Annotated in this window: 15 protein-coding genes; 7 read left to right on the top strand and 8 right to left on the bottom strand. The window is 60.0% G+C overall.

Annotation, left to right across the window (positions count from 1 at the left end):
* Positions 1 to 39: 39 nt before the first annotated feature.
* The 6 genes from CKW26_RS17785 to CKW26_RS17760 form a co-directional block, all read right to left on the bottom strand.
* Entirely contained in the window at positions 40 to 822 is a 783-nt protein-coding gene (locus CKW26_RS17785) for an N-acetylmuramoyl-L-alanine amidase (protein ID WP_095049543.1), read from the bottom strand.
* A gap of 101 nt (positions 823 to 923) precedes the next feature.
* Positions 924 to 3002: a GGDEF domain-containing protein gene (locus CKW26_RS17780; RefSeq protein WP_095049542.1), complete on the bottom strand. Its 2079-nt coding sequence runs from the start codon at positions 3000 to 3002 to the stop codon at positions 924 to 926.
* Positions 2999 to 3877 (bottom strand): endonuclease/exonuclease/phosphatase family protein, encoded by an 879-nt coding sequence (locus CKW26_RS17775; protein WP_007911779.1) that lies wholly within the window; start codon positions 3875 to 3877, stop codon positions 2999 to 3001. Before CKW26_RS17775 ends, CKW26_RS17780 begins: the two co-directional genes overlap by 4 nt.
* Positions 3878 to 3891: 14 nt before the next feature.
* Positions 3892 to 4533 (bottom strand): thiol:disulfide interchange protein DsbA/DsbL, encoded by a 642-nt coding sequence (locus CKW26_RS17770; RefSeq protein ID WP_095049541.1) that lies wholly within the window; start codon positions 4531 to 4533, stop codon positions 3892 to 3894.
* Between the two features lie 187 nt (positions 4534 to 4720).
* Complete coding sequence (locus CKW26_RS17765; RefSeq protein WP_016986443.1) at positions 4721 to 5332, bottom strand: cytochrome c; 612 nt, start codon at positions 5330 to 5332, stop codon at positions 4721 to 4723.
* 30 nt (positions 5333 to 5362) lie between these two features.
* Positions 5363 to 5668 (bottom strand): cytochrome c5 family protein, encoded by a 306-nt coding sequence (locus CKW26_RS17760; protein ID WP_095049540.1) that lies wholly within the window; start codon positions 5666 to 5668, stop codon positions 5363 to 5365.
* A 191-nt stretch (positions 5669 to 5859) separates the two neighbouring features.
* On the opposite strand from CKW26_RS17760, the gene yihA reads away from it, so the two are divergent.
* On the top strand, positions 5860 to 6501 hold the full coding sequence (gene yihA / locus CKW26_RS17755; RefSeq protein WP_007911767.1) for a ribosome biogenesis GTP-binding protein YihA/YsxC: 642 nt from the start codon (positions 5860 to 5862) through the stop codon (positions 6499 to 6501).
* A gap of 411 nt (positions 6502 to 6912) precedes the next feature.
* Here the strand turns inward: yihA and polA are convergent, their stop codons facing one another.
* On the bottom strand, positions 6913 to 9717 hold the full coding sequence (polA, locus tag CKW26_RS17750; RefSeq protein ID WP_095049539.1) for a DNA polymerase I: 2805 nt from the start codon (positions 9715 to 9717) through the stop codon (positions 6913 to 6915).
* Between the two features lie 74 nt (positions 9718 to 9791).
* Here polA and CKW26_RS17745 point away from each other — a divergent pair, with 74 nt between their 5' ends.
* The gene (locus CKW26_RS17745; protein WP_064389732.1) at positions 9792 to 10082 is read left to right on the top strand and encodes a DUF2782 domain-containing protein; all 291 of its coding nucleotides are present in this window, start codon (positions 9792 to 9794) and stop codon (positions 10080 to 10082) included.
* 54 nt (positions 10083 to 10136) lie between these two features.
* Complete coding sequence (locus CKW26_RS17740) at positions 10137 to 11090, top strand: homoserine kinase (protein ID WP_095049538.1); 954 nt, start codon at positions 10137 to 10139, stop codon at positions 11088 to 11090.
* Between the two features lie 83 nt (positions 11091 to 11173).
* On the opposite strand, the gene CKW26_RS17735 is transcribed toward CKW26_RS17740, so the two are convergent.
* A complete protein-coding gene (locus tag CKW26_RS17735; RefSeq protein ID WP_095049677.1) occupies positions 11174 to 12094 on the bottom strand; it encodes a zinc ABC transporter substrate-binding protein ZnuA in 921 nt (306 codons plus the stop codon).
* 66 nt (positions 12095 to 12160) lie between these two features.
* On the opposite strand from CKW26_RS17735, the gene CKW26_RS17730 reads away from it, so the two are divergent.
* The 4 genes from CKW26_RS17730 to CKW26_RS17715 are packed head-to-tail and all read left to right on the top strand — an operon-like array spanning position 12161 to position 14960.
* Positions 12161 to 12643: a Fur family transcriptional regulator gene (locus CKW26_RS17730; protein ID WP_007911760.1), complete on the top strand. Its 483-nt coding sequence runs from the start codon at positions 12161 to 12163 to the stop codon at positions 12641 to 12643.
* Complete coding sequence (gene znuC, locus CKW26_RS17725) at positions 12643 to 13428, top strand: zinc ABC transporter ATP-binding protein ZnuC (protein WP_007911759.1); 786 nt, start codon at positions 12643 to 12645, stop codon at positions 13426 to 13428. The genes CKW26_RS17730 and znuC overlap by 1 nt, the downstream gene beginning before the upstream one ends.
* A complete protein-coding gene (znuB, locus tag CKW26_RS17720) occupies positions 13421 to 14209 on the top strand; it encodes a zinc ABC transporter permease subunit ZnuB (protein WP_007911758.1) in 789 nt (262 codons plus the stop codon). The genes znuC and znuB overlap by 8 nt, the downstream gene beginning before the upstream one ends.
* Before the next feature lie 37 nt (positions 14210 to 14246).
* Positions 14247 to 14960 (top strand): PA5502 family lipoprotein, encoded by a 714-nt coding sequence (locus CKW26_RS17715; protein ID WP_095049537.1) that lies wholly within the window; start codon positions 14247 to 14249, stop codon positions 14958 to 14960.
* Positions 14961 to 15064: the final 104 nt, after the last annotated feature.

Genomic DNA, 15064 nt, shown 5'->3' with positions numbered 1-15064 from the left:
GCTGATTGCAATTTCGCCCTGACCGTCGGGCGGGCGTCATTATTTTGTCTGATTGAGTACCAGCAACAACGCTGCCGTTTGTGCATCCGGCGTGCCGTCGAAGCGCGAAGGGCGGAAGTGCATCTGGAAGGCGGCGAGGACGTGGCGTGTGGCAACGTCCAGCTCACCGGTCTGCGGTGTGTCATAACCCAAGTGCGCCAACTGTGCCTGGAACCAGCTGATGCTCGGCAGTTCGCTGCTGTTGAACAGCATTTGCTGGCGCGCTACTGCCTGTTCGTTCGGCCATACGCCCAAGCCTTCGGCGGCGAGACGTTTCCACGGGAACAAAGGGCCCGGATCGAGTTTGCGCAATGGCGCGATGTCGCTATGGCCAATGATGTGGCGCGGGCTGATGCCATTGCGCTTGCTGATGTCCTTGAGCAGGACGATCAACGATTGAATCTGCGCTTCGCTGTACGGATACCACAGACGGCCGGTCGGGGTGTCCTTGAAGCCCGGATTGACGATTTCGATACCGATCGAGCTTGAGTTAAGCCAGGTACGGCCCTGCCATTGGCTTTCGCCGGCGTGCCAGGCGCGCTGGTTTTCGTCCATCAGCTTGTAGATGGTGCCGCTCTTGTCGTCGCCGATCAGGTAATGGCTGCTGACTTCGCCGTGGGTCAGCAATTGCAGCGAGCGCTCCAGCGAGGCCGACGTGTAATGCACAACCACAAACTGAATGCGGCTGTCGTAATTGGCCGAAGGATGGCTGGTGTTGTAGCGCGGGCCGCTGGCACAACCGGCCAGAACGAGCAGCGAAGCGAGGAGGGTAAAGAATTTCATGGCAGAAGGCAGTACACGCAAGACAGTAATGCAACAGTGTAACGTACTGCCTCGCGTCTCGACGGTCAGTGGACGGATTTAAACAAAATGGAACAATTTGCTCAGCCCAGCTCGACCCTGTTGCGCCCCGCATTTTTCGCTCGGTATAACGCCTGATCGGCTCTCTTCAATACAAGATCGCTGTGTTCTCCGGCACGGAATGTCGCCAGTCCCATGGAGATGGTGATGGTCACTCGTTCACCCTTGAAGTGGAACGGGCAGGCTTCGATAGCGGCGCGCAGGGTTTCCAGCAGTTTTGCGCCGACCGCTGGCGGCGTCGCCGGCATCAACAGAACGAACTCCTCACCGCCGAAACGGGCGATGAAATCGGCGCCGCGCAGACGCTTGCGCAGTACGGTGGCGATGATTTTCAGCACCTTGTCGCCGGCCAGATGGCCGTAGTTGTCATTGATCCGCTTGAAGTGATCGAGGTCGAGCATGGCCAGGCTCAGCGTGTTGCCGTGCAGTTGCCACTGTTTGATTTCATGCTCAAGGCGTTCGCTCCACGCGGCGCGGTTCGGCAGGCCGGTGAGCGGGTCGATCAGTGCTTTCTGCCGTTGTACTTCAAGATGTTCGCGGAAACCCTGGGCTTCCTGCTCCATATGCGCCACGCGTTCGGACAGGCTTTTCAGCCGCGTGGCGACTTCTTGCTCGCGGGCGTCGCGCTGCTTCTGATGCTGGTCCATGGTGCCGAGCAGGCCTTCAAGATGATTTTCCAGCACGTGCTTGAGGTCTTCCAGATCCGCAGCTTCCTGCACGCTGGTCTGCAGGCCGTCGACTTGCTCACGGATCTGCGTGTCCATGGCTTTCGCCGCCGAGCTGTTGTCGGCATGGCCCTCGCTGGCGGCTTGCAGATTGCTCTGAAACGCTTCGAGGCGTTCATTGAGCTGTTGTAGATAGGCTTCGAATTCGTGCTGGCCGCTGTCGGTGATCGCCAGCATCAACGTTGCAAGATCGTCGAGAATAGGGATCAGTTCGTACCAGTTCAAACCGTGTTTTAGCCGCTCACGCATGGCTTCGGCTTGCGGGCGGTGGCGTTCCGGCAGAGTCAGGTCGTCGAGCAGCCCGATCAGGGTGTCTTCGATGTGCTTGGCCACGGAACTGTAAGACGGCTCCGGGGTGTCCGGCAGGGCGAACAGGATGTCGTGCTCGGGCTGTTCCGGGTCGATGGCGGCCAGCGCCTGAGCAATCGGTTCGGGCAGGGGCAGGCTGTCGATGATCGGTGGTGATGGATCACCGGGGTGGATCAGTTCATCGGGATTGACCGCCTCAGCGGTGATCGGCGCTTGAGCCGGCGCTGAAGCCGGGGCGAAAACAGGCTCGGGCTCGAAGCGCTCTGCCTCCGGTTCGAGCGGTTCACTGATAACTTCGCTGATGACCGTTGGCGGTACGAAGGCCACTACATTTGCCGGTTCCAACTGGGCTGGAGCGGCTGGCGTGGGTGGTTCGACAACAGGCGCAAGTGCTTTGCTGGCAGGCGCTGCCGGTACCGGCTCAGCCGCCGCGACAGGCGCGAGCTGTGCGGTTTCCGCTGTGGTTGACGGTACAGCCAGTGGTTGCTCTGGCGGCGAGGCTGGAACCTGCGCGGGGGATTGTGTCGCTAGCGCTTCTTCGCTGTCACGGCTACCAAACAAACGCTGCAACAATCCTGGGCGTCCCGGTTCGGCTGGCGTTTCCAGCTGACTCAAAGCCTTGCCCTGCAAGCCGCTGAGTTCACTCAGCAACAGTGGCATTTCCCGCGCCGAACCGACGCGGCTATCCAGTTGTTTGGCGAATTTCTTCAGTGGCTGAGCGACTTCACGCGGCAACGGCAAAGCCTGCAACTGAGTGACCAGCGATGTCAGCGCGGTACTGACTTGATCGATGCGGGTTTCGCGGCGCTGCTCGGAATCGAGCACGGCTTTTTCCAAGCGCGGCAACAGGGCGGCGAGGCCGGCGTCCATGTCGTCGGTGCGCACCACGTCGCGCATCTCTTTCATGCACTGATCGACGACTTTATCGGTGCCTTCAGCCGCTAGTGTGCTGCGCACCAGACCGCGCCGCAGCAAGTCGAGCCTGGCGGCCCAGCGCCGCTCAAGCTTGTCTTGCTGTTCGATGCTTTTGAGGTACTTCTCTTTCCAGCGCTGGGCGTCGTCGCTCATTCAGGGGTTCCGCGAGGGGCAGGACTCAACGCGGGCAATGCATCGGCCGTGAGCGAACCCGGCAGACGAATCTCTACCGCGACCGGCAGGTGATCGGAAATCGGTTGTGCCAGCACTTCGACCTTTTCCAGCGTCAGGGTCGGGCTGAGCAAAATATGATCAAGGCAACGCTGAGGACGCCAGCTGGGGAATGTCGCTTCCACCTGCGGGGCCAGCAGGCCGAGATCGCGTAACGGAGAATGTTGCAGCAGATCGCTGGCATGGGTGTTCATGTCGCCCATCAACACTTGGTGTTTGTAACCGCCGATCAGCTCACGAATATAGGCCAGTTGCAGGCTGCGGGTTCGCGCGCCAAGGGCCAGGTGCATCATCACCACCACTAACGCCTCCGGACCTTCGCCGAAGCGCAGCAGAATCGCGCCACGACCTTTCGGGCCTGGCAGCGGGTGATCTTCAATCGCCGACGGTTTCAGACGACTCAGCACGCCGTTGCTGTGCTGGGCCAGTCGGCCGAGATTGCGATTGAGTTGTTGATACCAGTAAGGGAAGGCGCCGAGCTGGGCAAGGTGTTCGACCTGATTGACGTAGCCCGAACGCAGGCTGCCGCCATCGGCTTCCTGCAAGGCGACCAGATCGAAGTCGCCGAGCAAGTCGCCGATCTTTTGCAGATTGCCTGAGCGACCGTTGTGCGGCAGCAGGTGCTGCCAGCTACGGGTCAGGTAATGCCGATAGCGCTCGGTGCTGATGCCCACCTGGATATTGAAACTGAGCAGGCGCAGACGTTGGTCTGCGGGCAGGCCCGTGGACTCCAGGTGATGCTCGTTGACCTGCGGATCATGCAGGCCAACGATGCGTTCAGACTTCCAGCGGCGCATGGCGGGGGCGGCGCTTAGTTGGCTGCAGCCTTGGTTGCCGCTCGCTCTTTGGCGACCAGTTGGTCAGCCAGTTGCAGCGCTTGTTCGGCACCACCGGCAGAGCCGATGTCAAAGCGGTACTTGCCGTTGACGATCATGGTTGGCACGCCAGTGATTTCATACTTCTTGGCCAGTTCACGGGCCTTGACGATCTGGCCTTTGATGGCGAACGAGTCGAAGGTGGCGAGGAACTTGTCCTTGTCCACGCCTTGAGTGGCGAGGAAGTCAGCCATGTCGTTCTTGTCGGTCAGCTTCTTGTGTTCTTTCTGGATTGCGTTGAACACGGCGCTGTGAACCTTGTGCTCGACACCCATGGCTTCGAGGGTCAGGAACATCTGGCCGTGAGCGTCCCATGGGCCGCCGAACATCGCCGGAATACGCACGAAGTTGACGTCGGATGGCAGTTTTTCAACCCACGGGTTGATCACCGGCTCAAAGGCGTAGCAGTGCGGGCAGCCGTACCAGAACAGCTCGACCACTTCGATCTTGCCAGGCTCTGCCACCGGCACCGGATTGGCCAGTTCGACATACGGTGCGGCAGGGGTTTCGGCGGCTTGAGCGGTCACGCCGAACAGGCTGGCAGCGACGAGGGCGGCGCTGATGATCAGATTACGCATGCTTTACTCCTGGACAATTTGGGTCGCCTCGCGCGACCTGTTTTCAGACAGATCCTGGCGGGCATGAGTTCTGTAGTGTAACGGCAGCGGCCACAAAAAAGGGCGGCCAAAGCCACCCTTTTTATACTTGCTGCGACGGATTAATCGAGCGTTAACGTTGCGCGAGATCTATCGCTGCCAAATGCGCTTAGTGCAGACCTTGAATGTAGCTGGAGACCGCAGCAATATCTTCGTCGCTCAGGCGCTTGGCGATGGTCTGCATGGTCATGGTGTCGCCGTCGTTGTTGCGGCCGCCTTCTTCCTTGCGGAAATCGGTCAGTTGCTTGGCGATGTATTGAGCGTGTTGGCCACCCAGGTGCGGGAAGCCTGCCGCGGCGTTGCCAGCGCCGTTCGGTGAGTGACAGCCGGTGCAAGCTGGCAGGCCCTTGGCCAGGTTGCCGCCACGGAACAGGGCCTCACCGCGAGCGACGATCTTCGGATCGGCGGCGCCGACGCTGCCTTTCTGGCTGGCGAAGTAGGCGGCGATGTCGGCCAGGTCCTGATCGCTCAAGTTGGTCAGCAATCCGGTCATTTCCAGAACGGTGCGCTTGCCCGACTTGATGTCGTGCAATTGCTTGGTCAGGTAGCGTTCACCTTGACCGGCCAGTTTCGGAAAGTTTGGCGCCATGCTGTTCCCGTCCGGGCCATGGCAGGCTCCGCATACGGCGGCTTTTGCCTGGCCTGCTGCGGCATCACCGGCAGCATGGGCGAAGCCTGAGATTCCCACGGTCAACAGCAGACTCACGATCAATTTGTTCATCAGCTAATCCAACTACGGCTAAGGGTTAAGTTATGGACCGGGCTTACTCGCGCTCATCCACAGGATGATGGCTTGGTAATCCTCGGCACTGCAGTCCATGCACAAACCACGCGGCGGCATCGCCTTGAAACCCTGGGTCACGTGTTGCACCAGCGTCTCCATACCTTTCGCCAACCTCGGCGTCCAAGCTTCCTGATCGCCTCTTTCGGGCGCCATGGGTAGTTGGCCGGAATGACAGGCACCACAAACACGGTTGTACACAGCTTCCGGATCCTGTGTAGCCTGTGCGCTGTAAAGCGGCATCAAGACTCCGGCAGCCAGCAGCCATTTCGTCATAAAACGACCTTTTCAGGGTTGAGAGCGTTCTGCGTTCTAATGCGCAATCAAGGTCTGTCGCTCTCGTGAACTTCATCCTACGCTGGGACAAAGCACACACAAAATCTGCGGCATTATATACTGGCGTCACTGAAACGGAAGCGACACCGCGTTCCGCGCCCAATCCCGGCGCCGCCCACATCGGAAATCCCATGCAACTCAAGAATCCCATCCTCGGCCTGTGCCAACAGTCCACGTTTATGCTCAGTGCCGCCAAAGTCGATCAATGCCCTGACGACGAAGGCTTCGAAGTAGCGTTCGCCGGTCGTTCCAACGCCGGCAAATCCAGCGCACTGAACACTTTGACTCACGCCAGTCTGGCGCGCACCTCGAAAACCCCAGGTCGCACACAGCTGTTGAACTTCTTCAAGCTAGACGAAGATCGTCGTCTGGTCGACCTGCCGGGCTACGGTTACGCAAAAGTACCGATCCCGCTGAAGATGCACTGGCAGCGTCACCTCGAGGCTTACCTCGGTGGCCGCGAGAGTTTGAAGGGGCTGATTCTGATGATGGACATCCGTCATCCAATGACCGACTTCGACCTGCTGATGCTCGACTGGGCCGTTGCGGCCGGCATGCCAATGCACATCCTGCTGACCAAGGCCGACAAGCTGACCTACGGCGCAGCCAAGAACACCCTGCTCAAAGTGCAGTCGGAAATCCGCAAGGGTTGGGGCGACCTGGTCACCATCCAGCTGTTCTCGGCGCCAAAACGCATGGGCCTGGAAGAGGCCTACACTGTACTGGCCGGCTGGATGGAACTGGCAGACAAAGGCGCCGAGGCGGCTGAGTAAAACAGGGATTAGAAAATTGGCTGTGGTGCGCTCAGGCAAGGCGAAAGCACAGCTAAAAAGCGGAGTTTAGGTTACCTAAATGAGCATTTTTAGCTGTGCTTTCAACGCAGTCTGAGCGTGCCACAGCCAATTTTCGGGCAAAAAAAGCCCCGGACTTCATTGGGGAGGGAGAAGTTCCGGGGTTTAAGTTCCGAACCGCTAGGGCGGGGTTCAGATATCTGCCAACACTTAACACAACATAGGAGCATCGAAGGGCTTCACCAGCCATTCAGTATCTCTGAGTGGTGTCCTTCCAGATTAGTTCAGATTTTTTTCAAAAAGCTTTGGAATAATCCCAAGCGCTTTTCGAAATAAGCAGGTTTTACTGGCGCTGCCGCGACAACAGGTCGCGGCAAACCGTGTTCAAAAGCCTCAGTGAGCCTCATCCCAATTGTTGCCCACACCCACTTCGACCAGCAGCGGCACATCCAGTTTCGCCGCCTCGCTCATGTGCACGCGAATCTCGGCACTGACTTGTTCGACCAGATCCTCACGAACCTCCAGCACCAGTTCATCGTGCACCTGCAGGATGACTTTGGCGTCCAGCCCGGATGTCGCCAACCAGTTATCCACCGCCACCATGGCTTTCTTGATGATGTCGGCAGCCGTGCCCTGCATCGGCGCGTTGATCGCTGTGCGCTCGGCAGCGGCACGTTCCTGCGGCTTGTTCGAGTTGATTTCTGGCAGGTACAGACGACGACCGAAGAAGGTCTCGACATAACCCTGATCCGCCGCCTGTGCGCGGGTGCGATCCATGTATTCGCGAACCCCCGGATAACGGGCGAAGTAGGTGTCGATATAAGCCTTGGCGGTCTTGGTGTCGACGCCGATGTCCTTGCCGAGCTTCTGTGCGCCCATGCCGTAGATCAGGCCGAAGTTGATCGCCTTGGCGCCACGGCGCTGGTCGGAGGTCACTTCGTTGAGTTCGACCTTGAACACTTCGGCAGCGGTGGCGGTGTGCACGTCCAGATTGTTGCGGAAGGCATTCATCAGGCCTTCGTCCTTGGACAGGTGCGCCATGATCCGCAGTTCGATCTGCGAATAGTCCGCCGCCAGCAGTTTGTAGCCCTTTGGCGCGACGAACGCCTGACGGATGCGCCGGCCTTCCGCGGTGCGCACCGGGATATTCTGCAGGTTTGGATCGCTCGAGGACAAACGCCCGGTTGATGCCACAGCCTGGTGATACGAGGTGTGGACACGCCCGGTGCGCGGATTGATCTGCTCCGGCAGGCGATCGGTGTAGGTGCTTTTCAGCTTGCTCATCGACCGGTGCTCCATCAGCACCTTCGGCAAGCGGTGATCGTCTTCAGCGAGCTTCGCTAGCACTTCTTCAGCGGTGGACGGTTGGCCCTTGGCGGTCTTCTTCAATACTGGCAGGCCGAGTTTCTCGTAGAGAATCACGCCCAACTGCTTCGGCGAGCCAAGGTTGAATTCTTCCCCGGCGATCTCGAACGCTTCGCGCTCAAGTGCGACCATTTTGTTGCCCAGTTCGATGCTCTGAATGCCGAGCAGTTCGGCATCAACGAACGCGCCTTGGCGTTCGATGCGCGCCAGTACCGGCACCAGCGGAATCTCGATGTCGGTCAAAACGCTGGCCAGACTCGGGATGGCGCTGAGTTTTTCGAACAGCGTCTGGTGCAGGCGCAGGGTGATATCAGCGTCTTCGGCGGCGTACGGCCCGGCCTGTTCCAAAGCGATCTGGTCGAAAGTCAGCTGCTTGGCGCCTTTGCCGGCGATGTCCTGGAAGCTCACGGTGGTGTGATCCAAGTACTTCTGCGCGAGGCTGTCCATGTCGTGGCGGGTGGCGGTGGAGTTGAGCACGTAGGACTCAAGCATCGTGTCGAAGGCGATGCCGCGCACGTTGATGCCTTGGCTCTGATCGCCGCCGATGGCACAGTTGGCCAGAATATTCATATCGAACTTGGCGTGCTGGCCGACCTTCAGCTTGCTCGGGTCTTCGAGAATCGGCTTGAGTGCGCGCAGCACGGTGTCGCGATCCAGCTGTTCCGGCACGCCGATGTAGGAGTGAGTCAGCGGAATGTACGCGGCTTCGTTGGCCTGCACGGCGAACGACAGGCCGACCAGCTGCGCTTGCTGCGCGTCGATGCCGGTGGTTTCGGTGTCGAAGGCGAACAGTTTGGCGTTGTTGAGTTTTTCCAGCCAGACGTCGAAGCGCGCCTGATCAAGGATGGTTTCGTAGGCAGCTTCGGCGGGAGCGACAGGCGCTTCTTCCGCTGGTGCGCTGAACAGATCGCCGGCCAGCGCAGGTTCGCTGGCTGCGCTCAGTTCCAGACGTTTGGCGTCGCGATCGAGATCATTGATCCAGCTTTTGAATTCCAGCAGCGAGTACAGCTCGTAGAGCTTGGCCGGGTCTTCGGCGCCCATCTGCAGGTCGTCGAGTTCGACGTCCAGCGGCACGTCGACCTTGATGGTCGCCAGTTGATAGGAGAGGAACGCCATCTCCTTGTGCTCTTCAAGCTTGGCCGGCAGGGTCTTGGCGCCGCGAATCGGCAGGGTCGGCACGATGTCGAGATTGGCGTACAGCTCGGTGAGGCCGCCGTTGACGCCGACCAACAGGCCGGACGCAGTCTTCGGGCCGATGCCGGGAACGCCCGGAATGTTGTCGGACGAATCGCCCATCAGCGCCAGATAATCGATGATCTGCTCCGGAGCGACGCCGAATTTCTCCTTAACGCCCTCCACGTCCATCGAGCTACCGGACATGGTGTTGACCAAAGTAATGTGGCCATCGACCAGTTGCGCCATGTCCTTGTCGCCGGTGGAGATGATCACCGGGCGATCCGCCGCCGCGCTGCTGCGCGCCAGGGTGCCGATCACGTCGTCAGCCTCGACGCCTTCCACGCACAGCAGCGGGAAACCGAGGGCGATCACGCTCTGGTGCAGCGGCTCGATCTGCACGCGCATGTCGTCGGGCATGCTCGGGCGATTGGCTTTGTATTCGGCGTACATTTCATCGCGAAATGTCCCGCCCTTGGCGTCGAACACCACGGCGAACGGGCTGTCCGGGTACTGCTTGCGCAGACTCTTGAGCATGTTCAGCACGCCTTTGACCGCACCGGTCGGCAGGCCTTTGGAGGTGGTCAGTGGTGGCAGCGCGTGAAACGCGCGGTACAGGTAAGACGAACCGTCCACCAGGACGAGGGGGGCTTGGCTCATGAGCAGGATCAACCTTTTCGGCGGGTCCGGCGCTAGAATAGCGGGACCGTTGACGACAAAGGGACAAGGTTATCATGCGTACGTTAAATCGCTTGCTGCTGGTCGGTCTGATTGCTGCCTCACCGTTGGCCGCGATGGCGGCGGATGATGCGCCGTCAGGGGATCCTGAAGTAACCATTCGCACGGAAGGCGACAAGACGATTCAGGAGTACCGGCAAAACGGCTTCCTGTACGCGATCAAAGTCACGCCGAAGGGCGCGCCGCCGTACTTTCTGGTGCGTGCAGATGGGACGGATGCAAACTTCATCCGCTCGGATCAGCCGGATATGCTGATTCCGTCGTGGAAGATTTTCGAATGGAAGTAGATTTTTAATTCACCCGGCGCCGCGATTGGCGGCGCCCGTACTGGCAGTTAAAACATGTCTGTGTTCACTCCCCTGGCTCGGCCCGAGCTGGAAACCTTTCTCGCCCCTTACGGGCTTGGCCGTCTGCTTGATTTCCAGGGGATCGCCGCCGGCAGCGAAAACACCAATTTCTTTATCAGCCTGGAGCAGGGCGAATTCGTCCTGACCCTGGTCGAGCGCGGCCCGGTGCAGGAGATGCCGTTTTTCATCGACCTGCTCGATGTGCTCCATGAAGCCGATCTGCCGGTGCCGTACGCACTTCGCACCACCGACGGCGTGGCGCTGCGTGAGCTGAAAGGCAAACCGGCACTGCTGCAACCGCGCCTTTCCGGTAAGCACATCAAGGTCGCTAATGCTCAGCATTGCGCGCAGGTCGGCGAGTTGCAGGCGCACCTGCACCTGGCGACCCAGGACGAGCGCATGATCAAGCGCAAGACCGACCGTGGCCTGGACTGGATGCTGGAAGAGGGCACGGAGTTTCTTTCGCACCTGAGCGATGAGCCGCGTGCGCTGCTGCAAAAGGCGTTGAACGAGATCACCGAGCGCAAAGACAAGATTCTTGCGCTGCCTCGCGCCAACATCCACGCCGACCTGTTTCGCGATAACGCGATGTTCGAAGGCACGCACCTGACCGGTTTGATCGACTTCTACAACGCCTGCTCAGGGCCGATGCTCTACGACGTGGCGATCGCCTTGAATGACTGGTGCTCGGACGAGGACGGTTTAATCGACGGGCCGCGTGCCCGCGCGTTTCTCGGCGCCTATGCGGCGTTGCGACCGTTCACGGCGGCGGAGGCTGAGTTGTGGCCGACGATGCTGCGTGTAGCCTGTGTGCGGTTCTGGCTGTCGCGGTTGATCGCGGCGGAGCAGTTCGCCGGGCAGGACGTGTTGATTCACGATCCGAAAGAGTTTGAACAGCGGTTGGCGCAGCGGCAGCAGGTCAATACACCTTTGCCTTTCGCGCTTTAATATCAAAAGATCGCAGCCTTCGGCAGCTCCTACATGGGATTACCTGTAGGAGCTGCCGAAGGCTGCGATCTTTTTCTATGCGGCTACAGAGATTCCAGGCATCCCGCCAGATCATTGCCCAACTTCTCTAGCACTTGCTCATAGCCCTGAGCTGTCGCCGGGGTGTACCCGCCCAACGCGTCCAGCTCCGCCAGTTTCACCGGCAAACCTGCAACCAAGGTTTCGGCCAAACGCGGCCGCAACGGCGGCTCACTGAACACACACGTCTTGCCGACTTCCTGCAAACGCTTGCGCATCGCCGCAACATGCTGCGCACCGGGCTGCACTTCGGCGGCCACGCTGAACACGCCGGCATGCTTCAGGCCATAAGCCTCTTCAAAGTAATCAAACGCCTCGTGAAAGACGAAGTACGGCTTGCCTTCAACGCTGGCCAGACGCTTCTTCAAACGCTGATCCAGTGCGTCCAGACGTTCGTCAAATGCCTTGGCGTTTTTCTGATAGCGCTCGGCATTGGCCGGATCAACGGCGCTCAAGTCCGCGGCCATTTTGTCGGCAATTACCCGCGCATTGACCGGTGATAACCACAAGTGCGCATCGAGCGTGCCAGGACGGTGATCGTGATCATGCTCGTCAGCCTCTTCGGCGTGGGAGTGGCTGTCCTCAGCGAAACGCCGCAGTTTCATCCCTGGCAGATCCTGCACCGCGACGCTCGGCAGCGTTCGACCGTTCAACACGCGCGGCAGAAAGCCTTCCATGTCCGGGCCGATCCAGTAGAGCAGATCCACCGATTGCACCTTCCGTACGTCGGATGGCCGCAGCGCGTAATTGTGTGGCGAAGCACCCGGCGGCAGCAGCACTTCGGGAATCGCTACGCCGTCCTGCACGGCCGCTGCAATCAGCTGCAACGGTTTGATGCTGGTGAGGACTTTGACCTCGGCCTGAGCCGAACCGATCAGCAGAAAACTGGCGACAAAAGCCACAAAAACAGAAAAAAGTCGGGACACGATGACCACTCAAGGAGGCGAGAACGGGTAACATAATAACGTCTCTATCAAAACTCGTCGCCGCCCATGCCTATTACACCGATTGCCAGCCGTCCCCACGACCACTCTCATTGCGTGCACAGCGCTTTGTCCGAGGCCGATACCTTGTGCGCCCAGAAAGGCTTGCGCCTGACCGCGTTGCGCCGCCGGGTGCTGGAACTGGTGTGGCAGAGCCACAAGCCGCTGGGCGCCTACGACATTCTTGCGGTGCTGAGCGAGCAGGATGGCCGCCGCGCCGCACCGCCGACGGTGTACCGCGCGCTGGATTTCCTCCTGGAAAACGGCCTGGTGCACCGCATTTCTTCGCTGAACGCCTTCGTCGGCTGCGTGCACCCGGAACACGCGCATCAGGGCCAGTTCCTGATCTGCCGCGATTGCCACGCTGCCATCGAGCTTGAGCAAAAAGTGATCAGTGACGCGATCATCAACAGCGCCAAAGACGTTGGTTTCATCGTCGAAGCGCAGACCGTCGAAGTCGTCGGCCTGTGCTCTGGTTGCCAGGGGGCTTGATGAGCAATGCGCTGATCCGTCTGGAACAGGTCGCCGTCACATTTGCCGGGCAGGCTGTGCTGGACAACATCGAGCTGAGCGTCGAGCCCGGGCAGATCGTTACCCTGATCGGCCCCAACGGCGCCGGCAAGACTACGCTGGTGCGCGCCGTGCTTGGTTTGTTGAAGCCGGACAGCGGCAGTGTCTGGCGCAAGCCGAAACTGCGCGTCGGCTACATGCCGCAAAAACTTCACGTCGATCCGACCTTGCCGCTTTCGGTGTTGCGTTTTCTGCGCTTGGTACCGGGCGTTGACCGCCCGCGTGCGCTGGCTGCGCTGAAAGAAGTCGGCGCCGAACACGTCATCGATAGCCCGGTGCAAAGCGTTTCCGGCGGCGAAATGCAGCGCGTACTACTCGCTCGGGCGCTGCTGCGCGAACCGGAACTGCTGGTGCTTGATGAGCCGGTTCAAGGCGTCGATGTCGCTGGCCAGGCCGAGCTGTACAGCCTGATCACCCGTCTGCGCGACCGCCATGGCTGCGGCGTGTTGATGGTGTCCCACGATTTGCATTTGGTGATGAGCACCACCGATCAGGTGGTCTGCCTCAACCGTCACGTCTGCTGCTCCGGGCATCCCGAGCAGGTCAGTGGCGATCCGGCGTTCGTCGAGCTGTTCGGCAAGAACGCGCAGAGCCTGGCGGTTTATCACCACCATCACGACCACGCTCACGACCTGCACGGTTCGGTGGTCAAAGGGCCGGTTATTGGCCAACCTCACGTTCACGGAGACAACTGCAAGCATGGCTGATTTTCTGTTGTATGCCCTGCTTGCAGGTCTGGCGTTGGCGATCGTTGCAGGTCCGCTGGGTTCGTTCGTGGTCTGGCGGCGCATGGCGTATTTCGGCGACACCTTGTCCCACGCTGCCTTGCTCGGTGTGGCGTTGGGCTTTCTGCTGGATGTCAGTCCTACGGTCGCGGTGACGGTCGGATGCCTGCTGCTGGCGGTGCTGCTGGTCACGCTGCAACAGCGCCAACCGCTGGCGTCTGACACGCTTTTGGGAATTCTCGCACCGAGCACGCTCTCTCTCGGCCTGGTGGTACTAAGCTTCATGCATGAAGTGCGGATCGACCTGATGGCCTATCTGTTCGGCGACCTGCTGGCGATCAGTCCAACCGATCTGGCGTGGATCCTCGGCGGCAGTGCGGCGGTGCTGGTGTTGCTGGTGACGCTGTGGCGGCCGTTGCTGGCGATTACCGTGCACGAAGAGTTGGCCAAGGTCGAAGGCCTGCCGGTTGCAGGTCTGCGCATGGCGCTGATGTTGTTGATTGCGGTGGTGATCGCGGTGGCGATGAAAATTGTCGGCGTGTTGCTGATTACCTCACTGCTGATCATCCCGGCGGCTGCGGCACAGCGTCACGCCCGCTCGCCGGAGCAGATGGCGCTGGGCGCGAGCCTGCTGGGCATGCTCGCCGTGTGTGGCGGGCTGGCGTTGTCGTGGTTCAAGGACACCCCGGCCGGCCCGTCAATCGTTGTGACGGCGGCCGCACTGTTTCTGTTGAGTTTTGTTCTGCCCCGTCGTGGGGTGTAGACTTGGCCGCTTTTTGCGCAAATAGAGAGTCGCAGGAATGAAGCCGTTCGCCTCCCGTTATCTGCTCCTTGTCGCATTTTCAGTGCTACTGGGCGCCTGCCAAAGCACGCCGCCGGTGGCCGAAGTCCCCGATGCGCGAGCTACGGCCATCGCACAGCTGGAGCAAAGCCTGGCCAGCAGCGAACTGGCCACTGCCGAAGATCAGTTGGCCGCTTTGCAGAAAGAAACCCCAAACGATCAATCCCTTGAGCAATACCAGCGGCAATTGGCCGAAGCGTATCTGCGTCGCAGCCAGATCGTGCTGCAGAAGGGCGATGTGAATGCTGCCGCTACGGCGTTAAGCCGTGCTCGCGCGTTGATGCCGAAAGCGCCGGCGCTGACCGGTGGCGTCAACGGTGCCATTACTGAAGCGCGCAAGGCTGAGCTGGAAAAGGCTGAGGCTGCATTGCTGGCCGCCGAGGCCAAGCCGAAAGCTAAAGTGATTGATCCGACCGCTGAGAGCACTACGGTTGCGCTGAACATCACCGATAGCCGCAAACTTCGTCGTCAACTCGACGCGATCGCCGCTGATGTGGTGAATTACGAGTGTGGGGTGACCATTCAGGCACCGCGCACCGATGACTATCCGTGGCTGGCGACTCTGCTGACCAAGCGGGTGAAGAAGTTGAACCCGGATTTTGATCTGAAGATCGTGAAACAGACCGTGCGCACAGTGCCGGCGCAGATGGTTCTGAGCCCGCGTAAACCCTAAGAAGCTTCGCGAGCAGGCTCGCTCCCACAGGGATCTCCAGAGAACACAAAATTCGTGTTCAAAGGAGAACCCTTGTGGGAGCGAGCCTGCTCGCGAAAGCGGTC

The sequence above is a fragment of the Pseudomonas sp. Irchel s3h9 genome, assembly GCF_900187475.1.
GTDB lineage: Bacteria > Pseudomonadota > Gammaproteobacteria > Pseudomonadales > Pseudomonadaceae > Aquipseudomonas > Aquipseudomonas neuropathica.
This window is presented reverse-complemented; position numbering and strand designations above follow the sequence as displayed.

Coding starts and splice junctions, on each gene's coding strand:
- CKW26_RS17785 (WP_095049543.1), bottom strand. CDS start 822: ATGAAATTCTTTACCCTCCTCGCTTCGCTGCTCGTTCTGGCCGGTTGT.
- CKW26_RS17780 (WP_095049542.1), bottom strand. CDS start 3,002: ATGAGCGACGACGCCCAGCGCTGGAAAGAGAAGTACCTCAAAAGCATC.
- CKW26_RS17775 (WP_007911779.1), bottom strand. CDS start 3,877: ATGCGCCGCTGGAAGTCTGAACGCATCGTTGGCCTGCATGATCCGCAG.
- CKW26_RS17770 (WP_095049541.1), bottom strand. CDS start 4,533: ATGCGTAATCTGATCATCAGCGCCGCCCTCGTCGCTGCCAGCCTGTTC.
- CKW26_RS17765 (WP_016986443.1), bottom strand. CDS start 5,332: ATGAACAAATTGATCGTGAGTCTGCTGTTGACCGTGGGAATCTCAGGC.
- CKW26_RS17760 (WP_095049540.1), bottom strand. CDS start 5,668: ATGACGAAATGGCTGCTGGCTGCCGGAGTCTTGATGCCGCTTTACAGC.
- yihA (WP_007911767.1), top strand. CDS start 5,860: ATGCAACTCAAGAATCCCATCCTCGGCCTGTGCCAACAGTCCACGTTT.
- polA (WP_095049539.1), bottom strand. CDS start 9,717: ATGAGCCAAGCCCCCCTCGTCCTGGTGGACGGTTCGTCTTACCTGTAC.
- CKW26_RS17745 (WP_064389732.1), top strand. CDS start 9,792: ATGCGTACGTTAAATCGCTTGCTGCTGGTCGGTCTGATTGCTGCCTCA.
- CKW26_RS17740 (WP_095049538.1), top strand. CDS start 10,137: ATGTCTGTGTTCACTCCCCTGGCTCGGCCCGAGCTGGAAACCTTTCTC.
- CKW26_RS17730 (WP_007911760.1), top strand. CDS start 12,161: ATGCCTATTACACCGATTGCCAGCCGTCCCCACGACCACTCTCATTGC.
- znuC (WP_007911759.1), top strand. CDS start 12,643: ATGAGCAATGCGCTGATCCGTCTGGAACAGGTCGCCGTCACATTTGCC.
- znuB (WP_007911758.1), top strand. CDS start 13,421: ATGGCTGATTTTCTGTTGTATGCCCTGCTTGCAGGTCTGGCGTTGGCG.
- CKW26_RS17715 (WP_095049537.1), top strand. CDS start 14,247: ATGAAGCCGTTCGCCTCCCGTTATCTGCTCCTTGTCGCATTTTCAGTG.